General features: G+C 55.6%; 18 protein-coding genes and 3 pseudogenes. 13 read left to right on the top strand and 8 right to left on the bottom strand.

What is annotated here, in order from left to right:
• The first annotated feature begins 40 nt into the window (after window positions 1–40).
• From tnpA to tnpC, 3 genes are all read left to right on the top strand, one after another.
• The gene (tnpA, locus tag IFT59_RS21980; RefSeq protein WP_192088273.1) at window positions 41–442 is read left to right on the top strand and encodes an IS66-like element accessory protein TnpA; all 402 of its coding nucleotides are present in this window, start codon (window positions 41–43) and stop codon (window positions 440–442) included.
• Entirely contained in the window at window positions 439–792 is a 354-nt protein-coding gene (gene tnpB / locus IFT59_RS21975) for an IS66 family insertion sequence element accessory protein TnpB (protein WP_192088272.1), read from the top strand. The genes tnpA and tnpB overlap by 4 nt, the downstream gene beginning before the upstream one ends.
• Before the next feature lie 68 nt (window positions 793–860).
• Entirely contained in the window at window positions 861–2,417 is a 1,557-nt protein-coding gene (tnpC, locus tag IFT59_RS21970) for an IS66 family transposase (RefSeq protein ID WP_192088271.1), read from the top strand.
• Here tnpC and IFT59_RS21965 read toward each other — a convergent pair.
• From IFT59_RS21965 to IFT59_RS21955, 3 genes and pseudogenes are all read right to left on the bottom strand, one after another.
• Entirely contained in the window at window positions 2,344–3,342 is a 999-nt protein-coding gene (locus IFT59_RS21965) for a recombinase family protein (RefSeq protein WP_192088270.1), read from the bottom strand. The two genes, tnpC and IFT59_RS21965, sit on opposite strands and share 74 nt — an antisense overlap.
• 115 nt (window positions 3,343–3,457) lie before the next feature.
• Window positions 3,458–3,934 (bottom strand): annotated as a pseudogene (locus IFT59_RS21960) (IS3 family transposase); the annotation flags it as partial.
• Window positions 3,935–4,234: 300 nt separating this feature from the next.
• A pseudogene (locus IFT59_RS21955) lies at window positions 4,235–4,351 on the bottom strand (IS630 family transposase); the annotation flags it as partial.
• Window positions 4,352–4,469: 118 nt separating this feature from the next.
• Between IFT59_RS21955 and IFT59_RS21950 the strand changes: the two are divergent.
• Window positions 4,470–5,273: an ABC transporter permease gene (locus tag IFT59_RS21950; RefSeq protein WP_197978198.1), complete on the top strand. Its 804-nt coding sequence runs from the start codon at window positions 4,470–4,472 to the stop codon at window positions 5,271–5,273.
• A gap of 6 nt (window positions 5,274–5,279) precedes the next feature.
• On the opposite strand, the gene IFT59_RS21945 is transcribed toward IFT59_RS21950, so the two are convergent.
• The 4 genes from IFT59_RS21945 to IFT59_RS21930 form a co-directional block, all read right to left on the bottom strand.
• Window positions 5,280–5,945 (bottom strand): DUF1796 family putative cysteine peptidase, encoded by a 666-nt coding sequence (locus IFT59_RS21945; RefSeq protein ID WP_192088269.1) that lies wholly within the window; start codon window positions 5,943–5,945, stop codon window positions 5,280–5,282.
• Window positions 5,946–6,155: 210 nt separating this feature from the next.
• Window positions 6,156–6,956 (bottom strand): tetratricopeptide repeat protein, encoded by an 801-nt coding sequence (locus tag IFT59_RS21940; RefSeq protein WP_192088268.1) that lies wholly within the window; start codon window positions 6,954–6,956, stop codon window positions 6,156–6,158.
• Between the two features lie 5 nt (window positions 6,957–6,961).
• A complete protein-coding gene (locus tag IFT59_RS21935; RefSeq protein ID WP_192088267.1) occupies window positions 6,962–7,822 on the bottom strand; it encodes a hypothetical protein in 861 nt (286 codons plus the stop codon).
• Window positions 7,823–7,938: 116 nt separating this feature from the next.
• Complete coding sequence (locus IFT59_RS21930) at window positions 7,939–10,224, bottom strand: glycosyltransferase family 4 protein (protein ID WP_192088266.1); 2,286 nt, start codon at window positions 10,222–10,224, stop codon at window positions 7,939–7,941.
• 326 nt (window positions 10,225–10,550) lie between these two features.
• Here IFT59_RS21930 and IFT59_RS21925 point away from each other — a divergent pair, with 326 nt between their 5' ends.
• The 6 genes from IFT59_RS21925 (at window position 10,551) to IFT59_RS21900 (ending at window position 16,126) form a co-directional block, all read left to right on the top strand.
• Window positions 10,551–11,975, top strand: coding sequence for a phosphomannomutase (locus tag IFT59_RS21925; RefSeq protein WP_192088265.1), 1,425 nt, complete (start codon window positions 10,551–10,553; stop codon window positions 11,973–11,975).
• Window positions 11,976–12,060: 85 nt separating this feature from the next.
• Entirely contained in the window at window positions 12,061–13,488 is a 1,428-nt protein-coding gene (locus IFT59_RS21920) for a mannose-1-phosphate guanylyltransferase/mannose-6-phosphate isomerase (RefSeq protein ID WP_192088264.1), read from the top strand.
• A 267-nt stretch (window positions 13,489–13,755) separates the two neighbouring features.
• The gene (locus IFT59_RS21915; RefSeq protein WP_192088263.1) at window positions 13,756–14,160 is read left to right on the top strand and encodes a hypothetical protein; all 405 of its coding nucleotides are present in this window, start codon (window positions 13,756–13,758) and stop codon (window positions 14,158–14,160) included.
• Window positions 14,161–14,328: 168 nt separating this feature from the next.
• Window positions 14,329–14,586 (top strand): type II toxin-antitoxin system VapB family antitoxin, encoded by a 258-nt coding sequence (locus IFT59_RS21910; RefSeq protein ID WP_158481325.1) that lies wholly within the window; start codon window positions 14,329–14,331, stop codon window positions 14,584–14,586.
• A complete protein-coding gene (locus tag IFT59_RS21905; RefSeq protein ID WP_192088262.1) occupies window positions 14,583–14,987 on the top strand; it encodes a type II toxin-antitoxin system VapC family toxin in 405 nt (134 codons plus the stop codon). The genes IFT59_RS21910 and IFT59_RS21905 overlap by 4 nt, the downstream gene beginning before the upstream one ends.
• Window positions 14,984–16,126 (top strand): site-specific integrase, encoded by a 1,143-nt coding sequence (locus tag IFT59_RS21900; protein WP_192088261.1) that lies wholly within the window; start codon window positions 14,984–14,986, stop codon window positions 16,124–16,126. The genes IFT59_RS21905 and IFT59_RS21900 overlap by 4 nt, the downstream gene beginning before the upstream one ends.
• A 1,135-nt stretch (window positions 16,127–17,261) precedes the next feature.
• Here the strand turns inward: IFT59_RS21900 and IFT59_RS21895 are convergent.
• Window positions 17,262–19,349: a flagellar hook-basal body complex protein gene (locus IFT59_RS21895; RefSeq protein WP_192088260.1), complete on the bottom strand. Its 2,088-nt coding sequence runs from the start codon at window positions 19,347–19,349 to the stop codon at window positions 17,262–17,264.
• 365 nt (window positions 19,350–19,714) lie between these two features.
• Between IFT59_RS21895 and IFT59_RS21890 the strand changes: the two are divergent.
• The 3 genes and pseudogenes from IFT59_RS21890 (at window position 19,715) to IFT59_RS21880 (ending at window position 22,288) form a co-directional block, all read left to right on the top strand.
• A pseudogene (locus IFT59_RS21890) lies at window positions 19,715–20,492 on the top strand (tyrosine-type recombinase/integrase).
• A gap of 220 nt (window positions 20,493–20,712) precedes the next feature.
• The gene (locus IFT59_RS21885) at window positions 20,713–21,048 is read left to right on the top strand and encodes a helix-turn-helix domain-containing protein (protein WP_192088259.1); all 336 of its coding nucleotides are present in this window, start codon (window positions 20,713–20,715) and stop codon (window positions 21,046–21,048) included.
• The gene (locus IFT59_RS21880; RefSeq protein ID WP_192088258.1) at window positions 21,041–22,288 is read left to right on the top strand and encodes a type II toxin-antitoxin system HipA family toxin; all 1,248 of its coding nucleotides are present in this window, start codon (window positions 21,041–21,043) and stop codon (window positions 22,286–22,288) included. The genes IFT59_RS21885 and IFT59_RS21880 overlap by 8 nt, the downstream gene beginning before the upstream one ends.
• Window positions 22,289–23,283: the final 995 nt, after the last annotated feature.

The following is a 23,283-nucleotide window of genomic DNA, read 5'->3' as shown; positions in this document are numbered from 1 at the left end:
GTGATCGACTTTCCATGGATGAGCGACAAGGAGTTTCTCCATGGAATCTACATTGGAGGTTCTCACGACGCGGCAGAGCCGTCGTGAGGTTCATCGTCAATGGCCAGACGAGCTCAAGGCGCGGATCGTATCTGAGAGCTTGCGTCCAGGCGTGACGGTAAACGAAGTGGCGGACCGCTACGGGATGAAGGCCAACCACCTGTCGTCCTGGCGAACGCTGGCCCGGCAAGGCAAGCTGCTGTTGCCGCAGCCGGAAGATAAGGTCGAATTCGCGGCCATGATTGTCGAGCCGCCGCCATCGACTGACGCGCCGAAGCGGCCGTCTGCCAAATCAGTCTGCCGTGCCGAGATCGTAGTGGGCCCGGTCACGATCCGTCTTGAGGAAGGGGCGTCGGTTGCCCGGATCGCGGCCATCGCCCGCGCCTTGGCGGCGGCGACATGATCTTTCCATCGAGCCGGGTGCGGATCATGGTGGCGACCAAGCCCGTGGACTTCCGTAAAGGTCATGACGGATTGGCCGCGTTGGTAAAGAACGAGCTGCACAAAGACCCGTTCACGGGAACGGTCTTCGTGTTCCGGTCTCGTAAGGCAGATCGGCTGAAGCTGATCTACTGGGATGGCTCCGGTATCGTCCTGGCCTACAAGCGACTGGAAGAGCATACCTTCACATGGCCCGGCATACGGGATGGCTTGATGACGCTGACCCACGCCCAGTTCGAAGCCCTGTTTGCGGGCCTCGATTGGCGGCGGGTTCATGCCGTTCAGACGAGAACGCCGGAGACCATCGAATAGCTGCGGCACAATGACTCAGGACGGTAAATTCCGAGGGAAAATGGCGCGGGATTTGGTAGATTCTGGCCATGCTTGATACCGCCGATCTTCCCGATGATGTTGCCGCCCTCAAGGCGATGCTGATTGCGGCGCACGCACGCGAGGCAGGCAAAGACGCCCAGATCGCCCGCAAGGATGAGCGGATCGAACGGCTTGAGAAGCTGGTCGCGGCGTTCAAGCAGGCGGCCTTCGGGCGCAAGTCCGAGAAGACCGATCCCGACCAGTTCGATCTGGCGCTGGAAGACCTGGAAACGGCCATGGCCGCCATCCATGCCGAGGATGAGGCGGATGCTCCTGTTGGGAACAGGATCACCAAGCCACGCGCAATCAATCGCGGCTCCCTTCCAAAGCATCTTCCTCGTATCGAAGAGGTGATTGAGCCGGAAAGCCTGGTCTGCGCTTGCGGCGGTTGTCGACATTGTATCGGCGAGGATGTCTCCGAGCGGTTGGACGTCGTCCCGGCGCAGTTCCGTGTCATTGTCACCCGCCGTCCCAAATATGCGTGCCGTGCCTGCACCGACGGCGTCGTTCAGGCTCCGGCTCCCGCTCGGCTGATCCAGGCAGGCCTGCCGACGGAAGCGACCGTCGCCCATGTGCTGGTCTCCAAATATGCCGATCATCTACCACTCTATCGACAGGCGCAGATCATGAGCCGCCAGGGCGTCGATCTTGACCGATCCACGCTCGCCGATTGGGTTGGCCGGGCAGCCTATGAACTGCGTCCCGTCTTCGATGCGCTGATTGCCGACCTGAAGCGCTCGACCAAGCTCTTCATGGACGAGACCCGTGCTCCGGTGCTTGACCCCGGCTCGCGCAAGACGAAGACAGGTTACTTCTGGGCGCTGGCGCGGGATGATCGGCCTTGGAATGGCGGTGCTCCGCCGGGCGTCGCTTTCACCTACGCGCCCGGTCGGGGAGGCATTCATCCCGAACGGATATTGCAGCGCTTCTCCGGCATCCTGCAGGTCGATGGCTATGCCGGATACAACAGGCTGATCGCTTCGGATAGTGCAGGCCCGGACATTCGGCTTGCCTATTGTTGGGCCCACGCACGGCGCAAGCTGGTGGAAATCATCCGCAACGGCTCCGCACCAATTGCCGAGGACGGCGTCAAACAGATCGGCGAACTATATAGGATAGAGGCCAAACTGCGCGGCTTTGATCCGGAGGTTCGCTTTGCTGAACGACAGGAACGGTCTGCGCCACGGGTCGCCGACATGCAGACCTGGCTTGCCCATCACCGTGCTCGCGTTGCAATAAAGTCTCCACTCGGCGAGGCTCTAGCATACATAGCCAGATACTGGGATGGCCTGAAGCTCTTCCTGACCGACGGCCGCGTCGAGATCGATAACAACAGCGTCGAGAGAACCATCCGGCCGATAGCCCTCAATCGCAAGAACGCGCTTTTTGCGGGCCACGATGCTGGAGCTGAGAACTGGGCGACCATCGCCTCGTTGATCGAGACATGCAAACTCAATTTTATCGATCCCAGTGCCTACCTAACCCGCACGCTCACCGCGCTTGTGAATGGTCATAAGCAGAATGAGATCGAACGCCTTCTGCCTTGGGCTTACGAGGCGGGTTAAATTTGTCCGTCAGCCTTATGGCGTCTTCGCCCTTCCCACGATGGTTCTTCGACGCTTGCCGTCGTTTCACCCTCTTCCAGAGCGTGTCGGGGACAATACGCAGTGCCGGAATCTCCTGGACGATGTGCTGTTCTGGCGGGTTTAGCCGTGAGACTCGGCGTTCGCTCACGGGGTTCTTCCGGTAAACCAGTCTGTTGAACACCAAGCGGCCTATGTACAACTCGTTGTTCAAAATTCCGGTCCCTCTTCGGCGGTGGCCCCTGATCGCTGTTCCTCTCCAGGCCAGTCCACGAGGGCCAACTACCCCCTTCTTGTTAAGTTTTTCCGCAATAGCGTCCGGGCTAAAGCCCTTTGCATACTGCTCATATATCCAGACGATGACACCGGCTTCGTCGGCATTAATGTCTCTCAGGCCTCGGATCGGCTCACCGTCAGCTCCAAGAACCCTTTTAATTGAGTAGCCGTAGCAAATGCCCCCAGGCACTCGCCCTTTCTTTGCTACCGTCTTCATACCTTCTCTTGTGCGATACCGAACCTGTTCCAGCATTTCACTGTTCAGGACGGCCCTCAGGCCAAGCTCCATGGACGACACCTGGGAGCTGCCATGAACGGTCCAAAGTTCGATTTCATGGAAGTGCAGCAGCTTCAGTACCTTTGCGCTGTGTTCGAGGTCTCGCGACAGGCGATCAAGGGTAAGGCAAAGAAGGACGTCGAATGCTCCTTCTCGCGCCCCCTTCAAGGCGGCCTGAAGACCCGGTCTCGTTTCGAAGCTAGCGCCGCTTACCCCCCCATCGACAAAGGTCTCACAAAGCGTCCAGCCACGCTCTAAAACAAACGAAGTCCCTAAATCGAGCTGGGTTTCGATGGACGCAGGGTTTTGCTGATCTGTCGAATAACGCGCGTAGATGACAACTCTTTTGCACATTTCGGTCTCCCCAAAGACAATGACAGGCGAAGGTACCACGACCCACACGCTCAGTTGTCAGGGGAGGAATAAGTTCATTCAGGGGTGGTCAATGTGCGGAGACAACAGCGCTTACGAGTAGCTGATCTTTCCAGCTGTACAATTTCGGCCTTGAGACGCCCAGTCGGTCAGCTACCTGTTGTGCGGTTTCATCTCCACCGCATAGCCCGATGACACCAGCATGCCGCTTATCCTCACTATAGCCCGGATGCCATGATCGACCGACCATCGATGTTCGCGTCTCCGGAAACGCGTCACGAACCCATGCGGTCAGTGTTCCTCGTCCAGGATAGCCGAGCGCCCTCATCGTCGCAGAGATGCAACTATCATGGGTGCGAAAGTGCTCAAGTGCGGCCTGCTTTTGGGCCTCGGAGAATTTCTGTGCTCGAGCTACCGCCTCAACACGCAAGTCGCGGCTCTCGACGTACTCCCGGTACCAACCCTTCAGGGCATTCTTTGTAGGATAACCCAACTGCCGAATGGTCGCGTTAAGTCGCTTGCCCAGCCGGAGATACAGCTCAACCGCTCGAAGTCCGTCTGCGTAGGAATACATGAACTACCTCCTTGGTGGTCCAAGTTTTCGTCCGCACCGCCATAAAGCTGTGCTAGGTCAGCTCTCAGTGGAAATCAACAGATAGTCGCTACCGGCGTGTCTCTCGTGTCATGGCTTATTTAACCTGCTATGGATGTTTTTGCCCAACTTCTAATTCGTATGGGCTGTGGATAAGACATCCACCTTCAAGGCAGAAAATTTACACTATGGCCATTGTGGTCACGATCGTCGTTGGTGTCGAGTGGTTAGGCTAATGGCCCGACTGGATGCGTGTAGGGAGGCTGCCTCGGCCAAGTGCTACTAGTGGACTGATTCCAACGTTTGGTGCCCACGCCTGAACGCAGCAATGATGTCGTTCGGGTCCTCTCTCCAGATGAATGGCTTTGGTTCGCTGTTGCGCTACTTGACGAAACGGTTTGCCTCGATCAATCCACTAGATGATCTCTTGCGCCAAGGATTTAAGGGAAACGGTGGTATTGAAGCTCTGACCAATAACGTGTAATGGCCCTCTGCGTGTGATCGCTCGGAGATTGTCTTGGACGCCATTTTTCAGACGTTATCGATAGGGATCACTCGCCAGGTCCGTGTTGTCACAGCCCTAACGATCAGAGAAGTCCGTATCCGGAACGGCAAGAACGCTTTCATGCAGCTCTTCGACCTGCTAGAGGCACTCGTCTTTATCATCGTGCACTGGATTATTTTCAGCTACATGCACCGAACACTGCTAGTTGGCGATAGCCTGCTGCTCTTCATAACGACCGGGATTTTTCCAGTTCTGTTCTTTCGAACTATGAGTATTCGCGCTGCAAGCGCAATCGAGGCGGCAAAGTCTGTCGTGGCCGTGCCGCTAGTCGAAGCCCTCGATTACTCGTTAGCGCGGGTATTTGTGGAGTTCTTGTCGTTTTCCCTGATGTTCATGTTTTTCTTCGCCGGCATTGAAGCTTTTGGTCTGTCGAAATTTGCCATCCCTTACAACCCCATTGCTGTCGTCGAGTTCGCCTTACTGATGCCGCTCCTCGCGTTGGGAGTCGGCCTTGTTAACTCTAGCCTGATCTTTGTTTTTCCTTTGTGGAAGTTCGCATGGTCAATGATCTCTAGGGTGCAGATCTTTTTTAGCGCAGTCTTTTTCATTCCAGAGTACATGCCTCCCGCTGTAAAGAATATCTTAGCATACAACCCGATGCTGCATTTTGTAGCGCTATTCAGAACCGGGTTCTATCCGACCTACCCAACCCACTTACTGTCGAAGATGTACATCCTGCAGTGGACTTTTGGCGCGCTAGTCACAGGGCTTGCCGCCGAACGGTTATTGAGGAAGCGTAGGGTCAACCATAAGTGATATCGTTCAAGTATTCACTAGACCTAGTTCGACAAGGACAGGACGCCAGGCAGCCGGATAGCCTCGGTAATTAGACCCCTCAGGATGAGGTAAGGGAAACAACCTTACTTTTGGATCGAGTTCGGCATCCCGCACAATCCGCGTGTAATTCGGGAAATAAAGCAGGGCTAAGTCGAAATTGTCGTTTCCGCAGAACGACTCAAGGCTGGAAGCAAGTTCATTCAATCTGCTGATCTTGGTTGGTGTCGGGTCGGTATTATATGGCCAAGCCCGCAACTGCGTTGCCTCGCCTCCTAGACGGATAAAGACTTTCCGCCCTGTCGACCTGCTCTTTTCCGTGAAGGACCGCATTTTATGCGCAAATTTGCTGGCGACCTCCGCCTGGGCCTCAGGGGTAATCGGCTCTACCAACGGCTTCGGCCCGCTACCACGGGGAAAATCATGATGATAGAGCATTCCGTACTGGTTGCATGACACGCTCTGTGCATCAGGAGTAACAGTCACGTTCTTTGCAAACGACCGACCTTCATCTCGCAGGATTTTGAGCACGGATTCCAGTGTGGTGACAGTCCATTCGAACGGACCGTCGACATACTTGATGTCGTGCTCTTTCAGCTGAAAGGCGACCTGGCACAAAGAACCGAGGAGAATCACGCTTTCATATGGCCTCAAGGTATCCTTGCCTCTGTCTGAATTCGCGGTGCTAGCTGCGCAAACAATTTCACGCGGAATTCGACCTTAACGCTACTCACAATGAAGTGTACCGATGTTTAATAAAGCTCAACTCGTCGATCTTCTCATCGATCTCGTTGGCTCGCGAATTCGAGAGCAAGAGACCAGTTTGTACCATTTGGGAGTTAACCGGGAATCTCCGATGCACTATTATCGGCCTTCAAAGACGCCATACATTTTACCTACATGGCTTTTAAGAAGCTCAGTCTGTTCAGCACCAAAATCGAAATAGCTTCCGATCGCGCCGTAGTGTCGTTTTAGGCGTGCAAAAAGGTCCAGTATTGCTTGCCGTTCGTCCAGTATCTCAAGTATGTTCATGAGCTGCCAAACCGAGTCACCCAGATTACGGCTGTTAGAAGTCACACATCTTTCAAAATAAGCCTCATAGAAAACTCGCGCTTCGGCGTAACGCCCTGTTTCGCGATAAACATGTCCTACGATTACGTCGAAATCGCGCAGTCCGTGGTCCTTGTATAGCGCTAGAACGTTGGGCAGCGCTGCTTTAAATCGACGGGAGTCCATCTGTTCCAAGGCAACCGTACGCAAATTTCGAGTATTTTCCCCATTTTGGCCAGCATCGATCGTAAGCAAAAGCTCATTGAGTTCGGCGGTGGGCTGCATATTATTTGCTATTGCATACCATTTTCTTGCTTTTTCGAGCTCTCCAGAACGGTTGAAGAGATGCCCGATTTGGATGTGAAGGTCCCAATCCAGAGGCATTAAATTTAGCGCCTCGTAATAATGACCTTCGGCTTTCTCGAAATCACCCATCTCCTTGCTCATGTGGCCCATCTGCACGAGGATGCCGAAACGATTTGGATCGTCACGTAGAACCATCGTGTATGCGCTGTAGGCCTCGGTCCAGCGACCGTAACGCTGGGCGATTTTAGCCTTGTCCAGATGGATTTTACGCTTGCGCCGCCTGATAGGGTTGAATTGTACCAGCTTCATACTTCTCAACCAATCTTTCTCAATCGTACGCTTTGTACGCTTATCCACTGGCCGGGAACTGCATCCTGAACTCGTAGCCGGACCTCCGGAAAGGCATGCATCCGAAGCTTTTCAAAACGGAAGCTTCCGCGAACATTGCCATGAGCCGTCACATGCAACAGCCGATCAATTCCAGCGTTTGCGACAACGTCGACTACGAGCGAAGCCCATTCAGGCTGCACGACGTCAAGCTCAACAACCCAAAATCCGTCGGCAATCGTCGACTTTGGGCCAGTTAAAATAAAACCATCCGAGACAACCCATGAATCTGCGCGAATATCTTCGGTGCGCGTGATCATTGAGGGCGCCAATTCCCACTTCTGACCCGTAAAGCGGCACAGGGTCAGTGTTTCGTTGGAACTCTCAGAAAGAGCTCGGAAACCACTAGCTTGAACCAAAAGGGAAGTCTCCGCAGCATCTCCATAGCCCTTGGGCTGGGGAAATCTACTCGGATAATCCCATGCGATATGGCGGCCTTCAGACAGTGCTACGTCATTCAGCAGTTCAAGTAAGTCAAGTCTTGTAATACCCCCGACTTCGAGTTGGTGGGTGAAGCGAGCCAGTTCAACCTCACTGGGTTGACGTACTAGAACTTGAGAAAACGCGTGAATCACGTAAGCTTTGTCATCCATCGGGGCGAACGAAACCAGATTTTCTACGACAAGTGCTTCGCCAGGGAAACCTAACCGTGCGAAGTTAACGGCTGCTGTGGCCCTGTCCACTGGATAGGGTTCGCCTTGGATGTTGTGCAGGCTGCGGATAATCTCCTCTCGAGTTGCCCCGCCAACAATTCGTTCGCTTAGTTTATGCAACGTTGCTTCATCCATGCTAGTACCCATACATTCTGCAAGGTGTTTCACGAATTTCCGAGGTTCGGCGGCAAACTCGACAGCCGAGGGCGTTTTCCGCTTTTGACCGCCGGATGGACCTGTCTCACTCTTAGTCATTTGGCCCTTCCCATCTTCTGATCAATGAACCAGCGATAGCGGAGTGCGAGCTTTTCATAACTGAAGGCTTCCATCAAATGCTTCGCATCCAGATCGTAGAGATACAGCATTGTCTTGTTCCCCATAAGAATCGTTATTGCCTCAGCAAGGCTTGTCACGGATAGATCTCTTACTCGGTGGCTTATCCCGGCAAGATCATTTAGCACGGGAGATGTTGAGCAGAGAATAGGCGCACCAGCCAACAATGCGACTCTTACAGCGCCGGTGGCCGTTTCATGAGATTCGCCATATGGGAAGACTAGCAAATCACATTCGCTCAGCCTCGAAACAATCTCCTCTTCGGGGAGGAAGGAGTAGTCAGTCTCTACATACTCCCGCATGTTCAAAGAATCGATTACTGTTTCGGTTTGCCTCTGCGCTTCCAAAGACTGGGAAGCGTCAGTGACGCAATTCAAAAGCATAAGCCGGACGTCGTCAGTAACCGTAGAACGTACGCGACCAACAGCAGCTACTAGAAGATCGATATTTTTGTGCTTGAAAAGGAAACCGAACGTACCAACCGTGAAACTTGCGCCTTCGCGTTTTTTCGGGCCGTCTAGCCGCTGGAAACCGTGAGGTATGACGAATACATTCTGCTGACCTACTTCAGAAAGAAGGGCTGCATCGCCTGCAGAATGCACAAATACCGCGTCGAAGCGAGTGGCCCACTGAAGTTCACCCTTAAGGGCGATCTCCTTAACATTGTGCATGGTGATAACGGAGACCTTGTATCCGGAATTGGCTACGGCGTCCGTCACGCGTAGCATGTCCTGGTTCGAAAAATGACCCGGATGATGTTGCCACCACAGAATCGGATTATTCGACGACTGGAGAGAAGCGATTAACCGGTCAATACCGCGATAATCGTAGCTCCATACCCTCTGAAGTCTACCGTCTGACGCGTCACTGGTCTCTATTCGATCCTCATCGAGAACAATTCTGCTGAAAATGTTGCCGATTCGTCCTGAGAAAATCTCGGTGGAATACAGATGCTCGGAATAGGTCGCGATACCACATTTCTGATGCCAAGTCGTGATCAAGTCAATTTTCGGCTCGCTCCCGTGATGAACAGCGTACCTGCCGTTCTCGGGAGCTTTGAATAAGCACTTTTCAACTCTTTCAGCGACTCGAGCCCACGTCAACTCCGCGAGAATCAACTTCCGTCCCGCCTCCGTGCGCCGCTTCGACTCCTGCGGGTTGCCAAGCGCCTGGCGCATTACCGCTTGGATTGAGGCGACGGAAGGTTCTGCCCAGAGGCTATATCCGCTCGATACATGGCTTTCGGACGCGGCAAGCGAGTAGCTAATTGGATAAGACGTGTCGGATGTACAAAAATCTGTTTGACCTGAAAATGCCGTTGTCGCAACGGGGACGCCAAAGAGCATAGCTTCCGCGAACGGTAGACCAAACCCCTCCCCTTTGCTTGGCGCAACGAGCAAATCGGCTGTCTTGTACAGTGCGGCAATATGAGAATTATCCCAGTGCTCATTTACCACGGTGATCATGGGTGCGAAAGGCCGGGACTTCAGTGCTTCCTCGACATAACGTGCGATTTGATTATGGGGGTTGGGGGTAGTCTTGATAAAGAGCTCGACGTCATCCTTCTGATTGAAGGTGTCGCAATATGCATCCACAAGAAGCTCCGCACCCTTACGTGGGAAGCATGACGATACGTGCAAAACGCGCTTCGCTGCGATCTTTTTGACAGCCGCGAAACTACGCTCTTCGCTGCGCAGAACGTGATCGCATCCATTGCCGATGACATCGATCGGAATAGTGACGCCAGACCCTTTGAGAGCCTGCTTGACAAAATTGGAGGTCACCATCATGAAGTCGAGGTCACGATTGAACCTTTCAACCATATAGACCGGGATTTCAGTTTCTTCCCATGCAAAGCAAACGTAAGAGTTTATCTGCCCAACCATATCACTGGTTTCAGGTGGCCAAGGATTCCGAAGGTGAAACTTGTACTTTCCCGGCGCTGGATAATCTTCAAGCATTACGTCGTAAACATCGCTCATCTCCTTCAGCTTAGCGTCTGTGCGCCAGTCTTGTTCATTCGAATAGCAACGCACCAGAAACCCAGACTGTAACAATGATCTGGCTAGATTTCTGTTTACGATCGCTAAACTGTAGTCTCCTTTGAACGGGCCATCTAGCAGGATCGCATTGCGCCTCAAACCTGCTTTATCAACGCCTTTTGGCGAAGGAACCGCATCAACTTCGTATATATAGTTGACCATCGCACTAAATTACCTAACGCTAACGACGATTACCATCCACTAAGCCAGTTCGACAGTGATGGTATGACAGTGAACATAGAAGAAATCTTATCGATTTGGAAATCCCGCATCGCAAAAAAATGCACGCAGCCGCGCAACAATTGAAGACTTGACGGTAGGTTCCGGGCCTATCGCCCTAGGTCAAGGGCGATAGGAGAAGCCCGTTTGGTCGGCATTCTGCGATCGCCACAACATCTGCCAACTTGCGCTGTCTCCACTAGCTATTCTGATTCGAGTTTCATATAGCGAATAGTTGGTATACGAAACGAACTTGATGTAGGGACATCATGAAATTTGGAACGAGCGGCTTGCGTGGTCTTGTCGCTGATCTAGAGGGCCGAGCTTCAGCGCTTTACGCTCAGGCTTTTGCGCTGCACCTCCTGTCGATCGGGGCAGCGAGGGCGGGCGATGTTATCCTGGTCGGTCGCGATTTCCGCTCATCGAGCCCTTCGATCTCCGCAACCTGCGTTGGCGCGCTGGCTCGTGCGGGCCTGAAACCCGTCGATTGCGGCACCCTGCCGACGCCGGCCCTTGCGCTGTACAGCATGTCGCTGAAGGCCGCTTGTCTGATGGTCACCGGCTCGCATATTCCCGACGATCGCAACGGCATCAAGTTCTACCGCCCCGATGGCGAGATCGACAAGAATGACGAAGCTGGCATCACGATGATCGCCGCCCAGCTGGACGCAGGCGAAATCGACTTTTCCCCCGGTGCGGGTGACGATGGTTCGGCCGAGGCCGAGGCGCTGTTCGTCGCCCGCAATGGCTCCCTTTTGCCGGCTGGCGTGCTATTCGGACTTAAGATCGGCGTTTACCAGCATTCGACCGTCGCGCGGGACCTGTTCGTGTCTGTGCTTCGAGCCTATGGCGCCGATGTCGTGGTGCTGGGCCGCTCGCAGCATTTCATTCCAGTCGATACGGAGGCGGTTTCCGCCGAGACAATCACCTTGTTGAAGATCTGGACGAAGGAGTACGGGCTCGATGCGATCGTGTCGGCCGATGGCGACGGCGACCGGCCTCTTGTCTCGGACGAGACCGGGGAACCGTTGCGCGGCGACCTTCTCGGCCTGATCACGGCACAATTCCTCGGTGCTGATGTGCTAGTGACGCCGGTCACCTCCAATTCAGGCATCGAGAACGCTGGCGCGTTCAAGACGATCCGCACCAAGGTCGGCTCGCCATTCGTCATTGCCGGCATGCAGGAGGCGCTCGCAGGCGGTCATTCCGGAGTCGTCGGCTTCGAGGCCAATGGCGGCACGCTGACGGGATCGAGCTTTGCAGTTGCGGGCGGCAAACTTGCACCCTTGCCGACGCGCGACAGCTTTCTACCCGCTCTGGCCGCGCTCGCCCTACGGGCGGCCGGCGACAGGCCGATGTCGTTTATCGCGTCGAGCTTTGGCCTTACCTTTGCCGCTGCCGACCGGCTGGAGAATTTTCCCGTTGAGACAAGCGCGGCAATGATGACGCATCTGAGGGCCGGCGACGACAATCTTGCTGTCTTCCTCGCACCCCTTGGGACGGTTGCCTCAAAGAGCGATATCGACGGGCTGCGGGCGACGTTTTCTGACGGGCGCATCGTCCATCTTCGACCTTCCGGCAACGCTCCGGAAATGCGCTGCTATGTCGAAGCCGCCAGCGAAGCAGAAGCGAAACTTCTTCTCACGCAGGGGCTTGACCTGATCCGCAACTGGGCAGCAAACAAAAAGCCCTGAGACGCCACTTCGGGCCAGGGGGCTGCCCGTTCGCTAGTCCCCGATCAATCGATAAAACCACCGTACCGAACCGGAGACTTCGTTCATGACCAACAAAATCATTCCAGTCATCATGGCGGGCGGCAAGGGTACGAGGCTCTGGCCGCTGTCGCGCGCTACAGCGCCAAAGCAGTTCATTCAGTTTGTCGGCGACCGTACACTCTTCCAGGCTACGCTCTCCCGTGTTTCGGACGCTGCCATCTACGAGGCGCCAATCGTCATCACCAACGAGGACTTCCGCTTCCTTGCCGCCGAACAGTCACGCGAGATCGGCGTGGCTCTTTCCGCAACGCTGCTGGAGCCTGTGGCTCGCAACACGGCTGCCGCCGTTGCATCGGCCGCAGCCTTCGTCGCGAAGATGTTCGGCGAGGAGGCGCTGATCCTCGTGCTGGCCTCCGACCATGAAATCGTCTCGGGCGCTGATTACGACGAAGCGATCCGTATCGCTGCGAAGACCGCAGCATCCGGCAAGCTCGTCACTTTCGGCATCACACCAACCGAGCCTGCCACCGGCTTCGGCTATATCGAGATCGGAGACACGCTTGCGACCGGTGCGGCCAAGGTGAAACGCTTCGTCGAGAAGCCTGCTGCTGAAAAGGCGGAAAAGATGCTGGCAGCTGGCGGCTTTGCCTGGAACTCGGGCATCTTCCTGTTCAAGGCATCCCAGGTGCTCTCGGAACTCGCGGTGCATGCTCCCGAAGTCGAGGCCGCCGCGATCGCCGCCGTCGAGCGCGCCGCAAGCGACCTGGACTTCATCCGCCTCGACGAACAGGCTTTTTCCGCGAGCCCGAACATCTCTATCGACTATGCGCTTATGGAGAAGACCGCCTGTGCCGCCGTCGTGCAGACTGCCTTCACATGGTCAGACATGGGAAGTTGGGATGCTGTTTGGAAGCTCGGAAGCCAAGATACGGATGGCAATGTCATTTCAGGAAATGCAACGCTCATCAACACGAAGAACTCGCTCGTAATGTCCCGCCATGGCCATCTGGCCGTGCAAGGCCTCGAGGGGGTTGCCGTGATTGCCAGCGAAGACGCCGTCTATGTCGGGCGCCTCGACGAGAGCCAGAATGTCGGCAAGCTCGTCAAGCAGCTCGCCACTGCCAAGGCTACTTCGGCGCTGACGCAGACTCACCCGACCTCCTATCGCCCATGGGGCGGCTATACATCGATCCTTAACGGCGACCGTTTCCAGGTAAAGCGCCTGTTCGTCACCCCCGGCAAGAAGCTGTCACTGCAGAAGCACCACCACCGGTCCGAGCACTGGATCTGTGTCAAGGGCACCGCCGAAGTGACGATTGGCGATACGGTGCAGACTGTTCGCGAGAACGAGAGCGTCTACATCCCACAGGGCGAAGTCCACCGGCTCGCAAATCCTGGTAAAATTTTGCTTGAGATGATTGAGGTCCAGACCGGCTCTTATCTCGGAGAAGACGATATCATCCGCATTGTTGATGAGTTCGGTAGGGGGTAGACGGCGTGTAGGCGACCAACGTCCGCTGAAACAGCTTTTGAAACACGCGGGCGGTCGGAGACCGCTCGCTTTTTCGGATGTTCTCACATTCGAACCGACAAAGCGGCGCAATGTGTACAAACGGTTCCGCTCGGAGTTGCCGAAAATTGATCGACAACCGGGCCATCCACACAGGATATGACCTCGTGAACGTTGATCTAGTAACTGGAGCATTTTTAGTGGCAGAAGGGATTCTTATTTTCGTAAATTATAAGATTTTTTTCTTTCATGACGAAGCGCCGTAAGCCCGAACTGCTTTGGGTTCTGGAGCGGCCTGAAACCCGGCTCCATACAAATGCGCCGGAAAGAGATCTGCGCGGCTTTATCATCAAGCGAAAGATTTCCGGCGGCACGGTCAGCCGCAATGGCCGGCAGGCGAGCGACAGCATGATCGGGCTGATGAACCTGTCAAAAGCTCAGCTGTCGTTCTGGCACGACCTTAGCGATCGGTGGGGCATGGGTGACGATGACCATCCTGTTCCGCCACTCCTTCCTTGGTTGCGGCACGCACCTGAAGCCTTTCCCTGCCCATGGGCTGGCCCTGCCACTGGATCTGCCCAGCTTACGTTGAGCTATAGTTCTAAGGTGGCTCCACCATTCTGGTTAAGGCGTTCTTACTGCTTGCAGTTTTAGAACGTTCGAAACCGATTAGCTTCTTAGGTTTCATTACAGGCAACACTGAACAATGAAACCCATAACCAACGATAAGTACCTCTTATCGATGGTTAGCCATCTATGGTAATTTTCTTGCCATCTGAGGTGTAATCTCTATATTGAAGCCACGATTTAACGAGGCGCACCATGTCCGAACCGCAGCTCTCCATCCGCAGCAGCAAGGCCCGAGATCTGGCCCATGCCCTCTCCCGCCGCACGGGCCAGCCGATCAATCGGCTCGTCGAACTGGCACTTGAGCGTTACGATCAGGAGCTGCGCGCTGATAACATCCGCTATCCCATGGACGCCGTATGGGATCTGGCAGCCGAGGATCTACGCAATATCGCACCCGGCACGACGTCCAATCACGATGACTTCTACGATGAGAACGGTCTGCCGATATGATTGCCGTCGATACGTCTGTTATTATCGCGATATCGATGAAAGAGCCGGAAGCAGATGTGTTCAGACCACTGATGGGACGCGAGCCGGTCATCATCGGCTGGCCGACCTTGCTTGAGGCACGGATGGTCCTGTCGGGTAAAGGATTCGTCAGTGCAGCCAAAATCATCGGGCGGCTTGCCGAAACTGCGAATGTCACGACTGTCGCTTTCGATGAGAAGCACTACCGGGCGGCAGAAGAGGCTTTCGAGCGTTTTGGCCGTGGTCGTCATCCAGCTGCGCTCAATATGGGCGACTGTTTCTCGTACGCTGTTGCCGCTGTTGCCAAGGCGCCGCTCCTGTTCAAGGGGCATGACTTCGGCCACACTGATCTCAAACTGCATCCCGCGTCGTCGATGGCATGACAAGCACTGGCTCAGACCCGGTCGATCGCCGTGCCCACGAACTCGATACGATTGCAGCAGTACTGCCTCTCGAGCGCCGCGATGAACTTGCCGAGTTGCTCACCGATCAGGACGTCGCAACGCTGCGCCATCTGGTCAACGAGGGCATGGGCGAAAATACCCTTCGAGCCCTGACGTCTGATCTTGCCTACCTGCAGGCCTGGTCGCTGGCGGCGATTGGCAAATCTCTGCCCTGGCCGGCGCCCGAAGCCCTGCTCCTGAAATTTGTCGCCCATCATCTGTGGGACCCGCAGAAGCGCGAAACCGATCCAGATCACGGGATGCCGGCAGAGGTCGAGCAGAACCTCCGAAGCCAAGGTTTTCTGAAGTCGGCAGGCCCGCATGCACCCGATACCGTGCGCCGGCGCCTCGCCACGTGGTCGACGCTCACGAAGTGGCGCGGACTAACCGGCGTCTTCGCCTCCCCTGCCCTCAAGTCCGCAATACGGCTCGCTGTGCGGGCGACGCCCCGACCACGTCGGCGAAAGAGCAACAAGGCTGTTACCGGCGATGTCCTTGGCAAGATGCTGGCAACCTGCAACACCGAGAGCTTGCGCGACATCCGTGATCGAGCAGTCATGATGGTCGCTTTCGCCTCGGGCGGTCGGCGCCGCAGCGAGATTGCCGCCATGCGCGTCGAACAGTTGACCATCGAGCCATCGATCGACGTTACCGATGGCTCTCCCCTCCCCTCGCTTTCGATCCATCTCGGCCGCACGAAGACATCTGGCGCCGATCATGATGAGGTCGTTTATCTCACTGGCCGACCCGTCACTGCTCTGAATGCCTGGCTTGCGGCTGCCAGGATCGACAAGGGAAGCATATTCCGGAAGGTGGATCGCTGGGGCAATCTCTCCAATCGGCCGCTCGAGCCCAGCGCGGTCAATGCGATCGTCAAGCAGCGGGCTGAAATGGCCGGGCTCGAGCCTGGGGAGTTTTCCGCACATGGGCTGCGATCAGGATATCTGACGGAGGCTGCCAATCGCGGCATTCCGCTGCCTGAAGCGATGGAGCAGTCGCGCCACCGTTCGGTGCAGCAAGCGTCGAGCTATTACAACAATGCCACACGGCGTAGCGGGCGAGCGGCACGGATGCTTTGACAGTACTCATTATGGACACGCGACATGCGAAAAGGGTGCGCTGTCTGGCAGTGAGAACTGCTTGCTGCCAATGCGCAACGCGACAAAAACTCTGTAGAGCGGTGTCGTATACGGGGTCTAGTGCCGGAGTGTACGACAAATGCCTGCAGGTGTCGTCTCAGCAGCGCCTCAAACGCCCTTAGTCCCGGATAGATGCCCACATTCACCTAAGGCAGTGTTCGACGAAGTGCTCAACGCGCCGCGACTGTTCTCGCTGAGCAAGCAGGGATAGGTAAACCTCCCGGAGGTCCGCTGCATCATCCCTTCCGACAATCCAATCTTCGACAGCTGCTAGGAAAACCGGGTCGTCTTCGAACTTGAGGCCAAGACCAATAGTCCTGTCTCGGACTGCCTCGAACACCGCGCGTCGTTTACTGCTATCCATGCTAACCCTCTCTGATTCGACATTGATAGCGATGTTCCGGAGACCACGACACATAATTAGCTGAGTAGGTCCCCATAAGTCCCAATCAGGCGCCTCTTGTCTTGCAGGCGCCGAGGTGAGATCGCGGCCGTTCGCATCAATAGCCGATAGTCGAACCATTGATCCAGGTTCCCGACGGCCCTACTCTCCCGTAGCTGTCGGTTCTCGACCGCACCAAACAGACGAGGTCGTTTATCTCACCGGCCGCCCCATTGATGCGCTAAATGCCTGGCTTGGCATCCAGGATCGACAAGGGCAGCATATCCCCAAAGTCCGATCGCTACGTGGGTCGGTTCCGGTTGGAGAAGCGAAATGACACGCTACGCGAGGGGCGCCGCTTTTACGATTAGCGCAAAACCCGAATCCCGGCTTGGAGCACAGTATCAGCAGGGAGAACTCACTCTGTTTTGAGGCCGAAATTCAGCATCTCCTCCACCCGGTTGTTTTCGGTTCTCTCACCTTTTCTTTTCGAAAAGCAGCAGTTCTGCCGGTTTTTCCCGCGCAAACCCTCAGCTGCAAACGACTGAGACCGCCTCAATTGAAGCAGCCTCGGGTTAACCACGCAGCTTAAAGCTTACGTGGATGTTGGCACTTGTCTTTTGCGTTGCTGCAGGTGAGTTTCTAAGCGCGGACCCCGGTTAAGTTTTATTGGCCATTAGTGTTCGTGCACCGCTATCGCAGCTCAACCAACATATTGAGGAGCTCAGATCCTGTCTGAAACACCTTTGAGTTGGCCGAGTAGCTTCTTTGACTCTCGATCATTTCGGTCAATTCTGACGCCAGATCGACATTAGAGGTCTCAAGCGCTCCCGACGTGATCGATCCAAAGCCGGATGATCCGGGGAAACCGAGGGTAGTAACCCCTGAGCTTCCGTTCGCCGAGAATGCGTTACCTCCCGATACTGTCAGGTTGTCAGGGCTTTCCACGGCCGCGAGCGGGATACGATATGTCGGTAGGAGGGAGCCGTCGGCGTAGCGCATGGAAAGAATTCCATCGTCTGAGATCTCGTAACCGATAGCGGGACTGGCCCCACTTCCATTGACGTTAGCTGCTGCTACCACGAAGTTCGCGGCGAGCTGGGTTGTCCCATCCAGCGACAAGGTCAGTGGCGCACCGCTTCCGAAAGGGATTTCGAGTTGTTCCTCGCCCTCAAGGGCACCAGTGTCAGAATTGAAGGTCAAGATTTTGGTGACCAGTGGGGATGAGCCGTCAGCCCCATAAGGAAAGCCACTGCTAGAAGCATCAGCGTGGTTGAAGACCGCCATTTCCCACGTGCTGTCCTTACCCTTCGTATAGTAAATGTCGAGTTGAATGCGGTTTCCAAGTGTGTCGTACGTTGTAAGAGAAGACTTGTTGGTAAAAGTGCTTGTTGCGAGATTCTGAGCCGGCGTGGTCGCGCCGACAATTTGTTTCTCGACGACTGGCTCCGCCGGATTGAAATTTAAAGAGACCGATGAAGTGTCTACCCAACCTGCCGTCCCGTCTGGCAAAGAAACCGATCCAGAGAAGTCGATTGGATAAGTATCTCCGGACATCAGCGGGATTTCTAGCAAGCCCGCGCTCGTCATCGCCCCAGTTGACGGATCAAACTCGAATGTTGTGGAGGCGAGCGGTGCCGAACCGGAGAGACCGTATGGAAACCCGCCTGCTGTGGAGTCAGCGGTGTTATAGGCGGCAACGTCCCATGTGTAGGGCCCAGTCTTCGTCAGGTAGACATCTAGACTGGATGATCCGCTATAACCAAGATAACCATTCAAGGTAGTTTTGGTTGTGTAGGTACTTTCGTCTGTGTTTGCGGAAGCCGGCAACTCGCCGCTCGCTGTGTCAATTTCAGGGACATCAGACGGGAGGTTCCAGCTTTGATATGACTTAGGCGTAGAGCCGAGGCCGTCAGCCGATTCCGTTAGAGCTGAAAAATCGAGCACTGAAGGGTCTTCAGGCTCAAAGCTCAGAATCGGATCTCCGCTTAAGAGATCACCGGTGACTGGATCAAACTTCAATGTCGTCGTTCGCATCGAGATGTCGTCGTTCGACAAATCGTACGGGAACGTCGCGCCTGATCCTTCCCAGTCTGCGAAAGCCGTTATCTCCCAAGTGTCATCGGCCGTTTTCGTGTAGTATATGTTCGTTACCGCACCGCCCAAATCGGGTGACTCGTCGTTGAGCTGTATGAAATGCGAATAAGCGCTAAATGGACTGTTTGCTGAAGGCGGAACGTTCGCGATATGGCTTCCAACAGTTTCCGCATTAGCAGGTAGGTTTACGCTAAAGACGCCCCTGGTAGATTGCGCAGCAGTCATTCCGCCGCCTTGCGTCTTAACGGGCTCGAGCCCATCAAAACTATTGACTACCGTCGTCGGCTCGCCATTTGTATAGGGATAGCCTAGCAGCTTGGCACCAGACGAGTTCACGAGCTCTCCATCTCGGTTCTCCTGAAATGTCCCGTCCCGCGAGAGCAGAAAACTGCCGCTCTTATCGCTTACGACAAAGAACCCTTCACCGCTGATCGCCAGGTCCGTTTCTGATGTCGTGTAACTCAGTGCGCCTTGTTGGGAGATTGAACGCGACGTCGATGTTTGAACTGCACCAGAATTATAGTTCCCGCCACCGGACGAAAGCATCAACGTGGAGAAAGTGGTTTCGGCGCGTTTATAACCCGTCGTTCCGGAGTTCGCGATGTTGTCTGATACGGTGCCAAGCCGGTTGGCCTGAGCATTCATGCCAGAAACGCTTGTTTTCATAGTTCCGAAAAGACTCATAAAAGCAACCTTTACCCCTCATCTACTCTAAGTCGTTATTCGGCCACGCTTACGCGAGGCTAGCGTGAGAATCGATTCTGTCGTTCGACCTCAGTTGAGTATAAAGGGCGTATGAGTTGCCAGCTCCCTCCACCTACTGCCCTGAAAAAACCCGTACGCTGCCCATCGAGATGACACGCATCTTAGACCGGTGAAAATTCATCGTTTCAGAGAAACGGGTTCCATTCGAGTAGGCCGACTGACACGGGGAAAGGCGTCGCGAAGCACGGTGTCAGCGCCGGCAAAACAGTCGATCCAGAGTGTTTTGACGGCGCTGACTTCTCTTTGTAAATCTGACGTTGATCGCCGCTGACGAGCTCGACACCATTGCAAGCGTCCTGCCGATCGAATGTCGCGACGGGCTTGCGAACTGCTCACCGATCATGATGTTGAAACCCTCAAAACCGAACCGGATCACGGGATACAAGCGGAGGTGGAGCAGAACCTCCGAAGCCAAGGTTTTCTAAAGTCGGCTGGCCCCGCATGCACCCGATACCGTGCGCCGGCGCCTCGCCACGTGGTCGACGCTCACGAAGTGGCGCGGACTAACCGGCGTCTTCGCCTCCCCTGCCCTCAAGTCCGCGATACGGCTCGCTGTGCGGGCGGTCGGCGCCGCAGCGAGATCGCCGCCATGCGCGTCGAACAGTTGACGGTCGAGCCATCTATCGACGTTCCCGATGGCTCTCCCTCCCCTCGCTTTCGATCCATCTTAGCCGCACGAAGACATCTGGCGCCGATCATGATGAGGTCGTTTATCTCACCGGCCGACCCGTCAATGCCCTGAATGCTTGGCTTGCGGCAGCCAGGATCGACAAGGGCAGTATATTCCGGAAGGTCGATCGCTGGGGCAATGTCTCAGTGCGGCCGCTTGAGCCGAGCGCAGTCAACCAGATCGTCAAGCAGCGGGCTGAAATGGCGGGGTTGGATGCCGGGGATTTTTCGGCGCACGGGCTGCGGTCGGGTTATCTCACGGAGGCCGCCAATCGTGGCGTTCCTTTGCCGGAGGCCATGGAGCAGTCCCGACATAGATCGGTCCAGCAGGCTTCCGACTACTATAATAACGCAACGCGACCCTGCGGCCGCGCGGCGCGACTTCTGACTTGAAAGCACCACTTTAAGCGGAAATAATTTCCCCGTTTGATCGCTAGTCCTGGCAGCCGCAAATCCGATGGGTATTGTTGATCGACATCTGCACCTTTCATCCCGTATCTGTTTCGTAACGGCCTGGTCAAACTTCCCATTCAAATCAAATCGCCAAAGGAAATTTGCGCTGTTGTGAGCTTGGTGCTACACATTAATCCAATATGTAGTAAGAAGGTGACAAATGCCGACACCACATAACCCGCCTACGGCTGTCCGACGTGCTCTTCGCAAGCTCGGTGCCGACGTTAAGGACGCCAGGCGGCGCCGGCATTTGCCGATGGCGGTAGTTGCGGATCGTGCCTTTACCTCGCGCTCCACGCTGCAGAAGATCGAGGCTGGCGATACCAGTGTCAGTATCGGCATCTATGCCAGTGTTCTCCAGGCGCTTGGTCTGCTGGACGGCCTAGGGGAAATTGCGGACATCAGCAATGATAGTGTCGGGCAGGCCCTTTCAAGCGCCGAATTGCCGAAACATGCGCATGTTAGGCGCTCACCGGGAACGGAGCGGGATGACTGATTTCGAAGTCCATTTGGACCTTCATGGCAGGACAAGACCGATCGGGTTAGCGCGTAGTAATCGCGTACGTGGCACCGAGACAATCCTCTTCGAATACGATCGCGACTGGCTTCAAGACCCGGATCGCTTTTCGCTGGAACCGGCGCTGGCGTTGACCCGGGGAGCTTTTGCTCCGCCGGCAGGCGTCGCCACGTTTGGTTCTATAGGGGACTCAGCCCCGGACACCTGGGGCCGGCGCCTCATGCAGCGCACCGAGCGACGCAGCGCCGAACGGGATCGTCGTTCGGTGCGAACCCTGACCGAGAGTGACTACCTTCTCGGCGTTGCCGATGAGACCCGACTTGGTGCACTTCGGTTCCGCTGGGTCGGCGATGAAGACTTTCAGGCTCCCATCGGAACAGGTGTTCCAGCTCTCGTTGACCTCAGACGCCTGTTGCAGATCACCGAGCGCATTCTGCGCGATGAAGAGACCGACGAGGATCTCCAGATGATTTTCGCGCCGGGGTCCTCTCTTGGCGGGGCTCGCCCCAAAGCGTCTGTCATCGACCAGCACGGTCACCTGTCGATTGCCAAGTTTCCAAAGGAGACTGACGACTACAGCATGGAAACTTGGGAAGAAGTAGCGCTGAGGCTGGCCGGCAGGGCAGGCATTGCGACACCAGATCACCAATTGGTCGATATCGCAGGCAAGAAGGTAATGTTGTCGCGTCGATTCGACCGGCAAGGAGCGTTTCGAATTCCATTTCTCTCCGCCATGGCAATGATGGGTGCAAGGGACGGTGAGCGAGGCAGCTATCCCGAAATTGTCGATGCCCTCGTCGAGCATGGTGCCAAAGGCAAAACCGATGCTCGTGCTCTTTACCGCCGTGTAGTCTTCAATGTGATGATATCCAATGTCGACGATCATCTGCGCAACCACGGCTTCCTGTGGCTCAGCAGGTCCGGTTGGTCGCTTTCTCCTGCCTATGATCTCAATCCTGTTCCTACCGACATCAAGGCGCGCGTGCTGACAACCAATATCGATCTTGATGAAGGCACCTGCTCGCTCGACCTCCTGGAAGCAGCATCAGCTTTTTTCGGTATTTCGCTCCCGCAGGCCCGCACGATTATCAGGGAAGTCGCGACCGTTACGGCGACCTGGCGCGAGACCGCGAAGGCAGTCGGTGCCCCGTCAGCCGAGATCAACAGGATGGCAAGTGCGTTCGAACATGACGATCTGCAGAAGGCTCTGGTGTTGTGACGTTAGACCCCGGATCAAAGATATGCTAACGACCGCTCGCTCCGGATTAGCACGGCCGGCAAAGATGCGATCAAACGTCCAGATAATATGGCATGAGTTCCAGCGGGCAGCCGAGCGTGTAGCCCAGTTCTCGCGCAAGCTCGTTCATTCCGTCCGGATCCGGGGACTGCACAACAAATACTGACCTGCTCTCTGTCACTGGCGCGTCGCGCAGGCATCGGGCAAGAGTGTCGCCCCCTCAGCATGGCAGGTTTGAGCCGCGAAGCGTCGACGCCCAACAGTTTTCACCGGGGCAGGATGTAAGCTGGATGTAGACGATGATGAGCGTTACATCTTTCCCGGCGATGCCGACCGTCGCCTGAAAGTCAGGGGCAAGATTTGATGATGCATCGTGCGGCTACTTAGTAGTGAGCGCGGATGGCGCTATCATGCGTGCTAACAGCTGTATAACGGCGCCTCTAGGCTACCAGGCCGGCGAGATCAATGGCAAACGCCTATGAGAAATCTTCAGGATGGCCGGTCGAATACTGTACGCAGTTCCGGTCATCATTTCCGCCTTGACCGTCTTAGTCCATTCCGGGCTCCGGAAGTTACACGCATCTTCGTACAAGCAATTTGACGTCGTCGTACGAGCACCAGATCGTTAACGCACGCGAGAATGCCGAGAAACATCTGCAATGGCAACTAGCAGAGGGCAAATTTCGAGAACAGTTTATCGCTATCCTTCGGCCATGATCTGCTAAACCCATTGGCATCGATTTCGGTTGCGACGCGCATGCTTTCGACAGAGAGCTTGAGTTACCGTTGGCAATAGGTGATTGGCCTGATGCAGGGCAGCTCGCTTGGAATACGCGGTCTGGTCGACAACGTCCTCGATTATGCCCGCGCTCGCCTTGGCGGTGGCACCGCCCTGAATCTAAACTCACATCAGGGCCTTGCGGCAGTGCCCGATCAGGTTGCCGTGTAACTGCGGGCGTCAGGTGAAGGGCATGTGA

Source organism: Rhizobium sp. CFBP 8752, assembly GCF_014842035.1.
GTDB classification, from domain to species: Bacteria; Pseudomonadota; Alphaproteobacteria; order Rhizobiales; family Rhizobiaceae; genus Neorhizobium; species Neorhizobium soli.
This window is presented reverse-complemented; position numbering and strand designations above follow the sequence as displayed.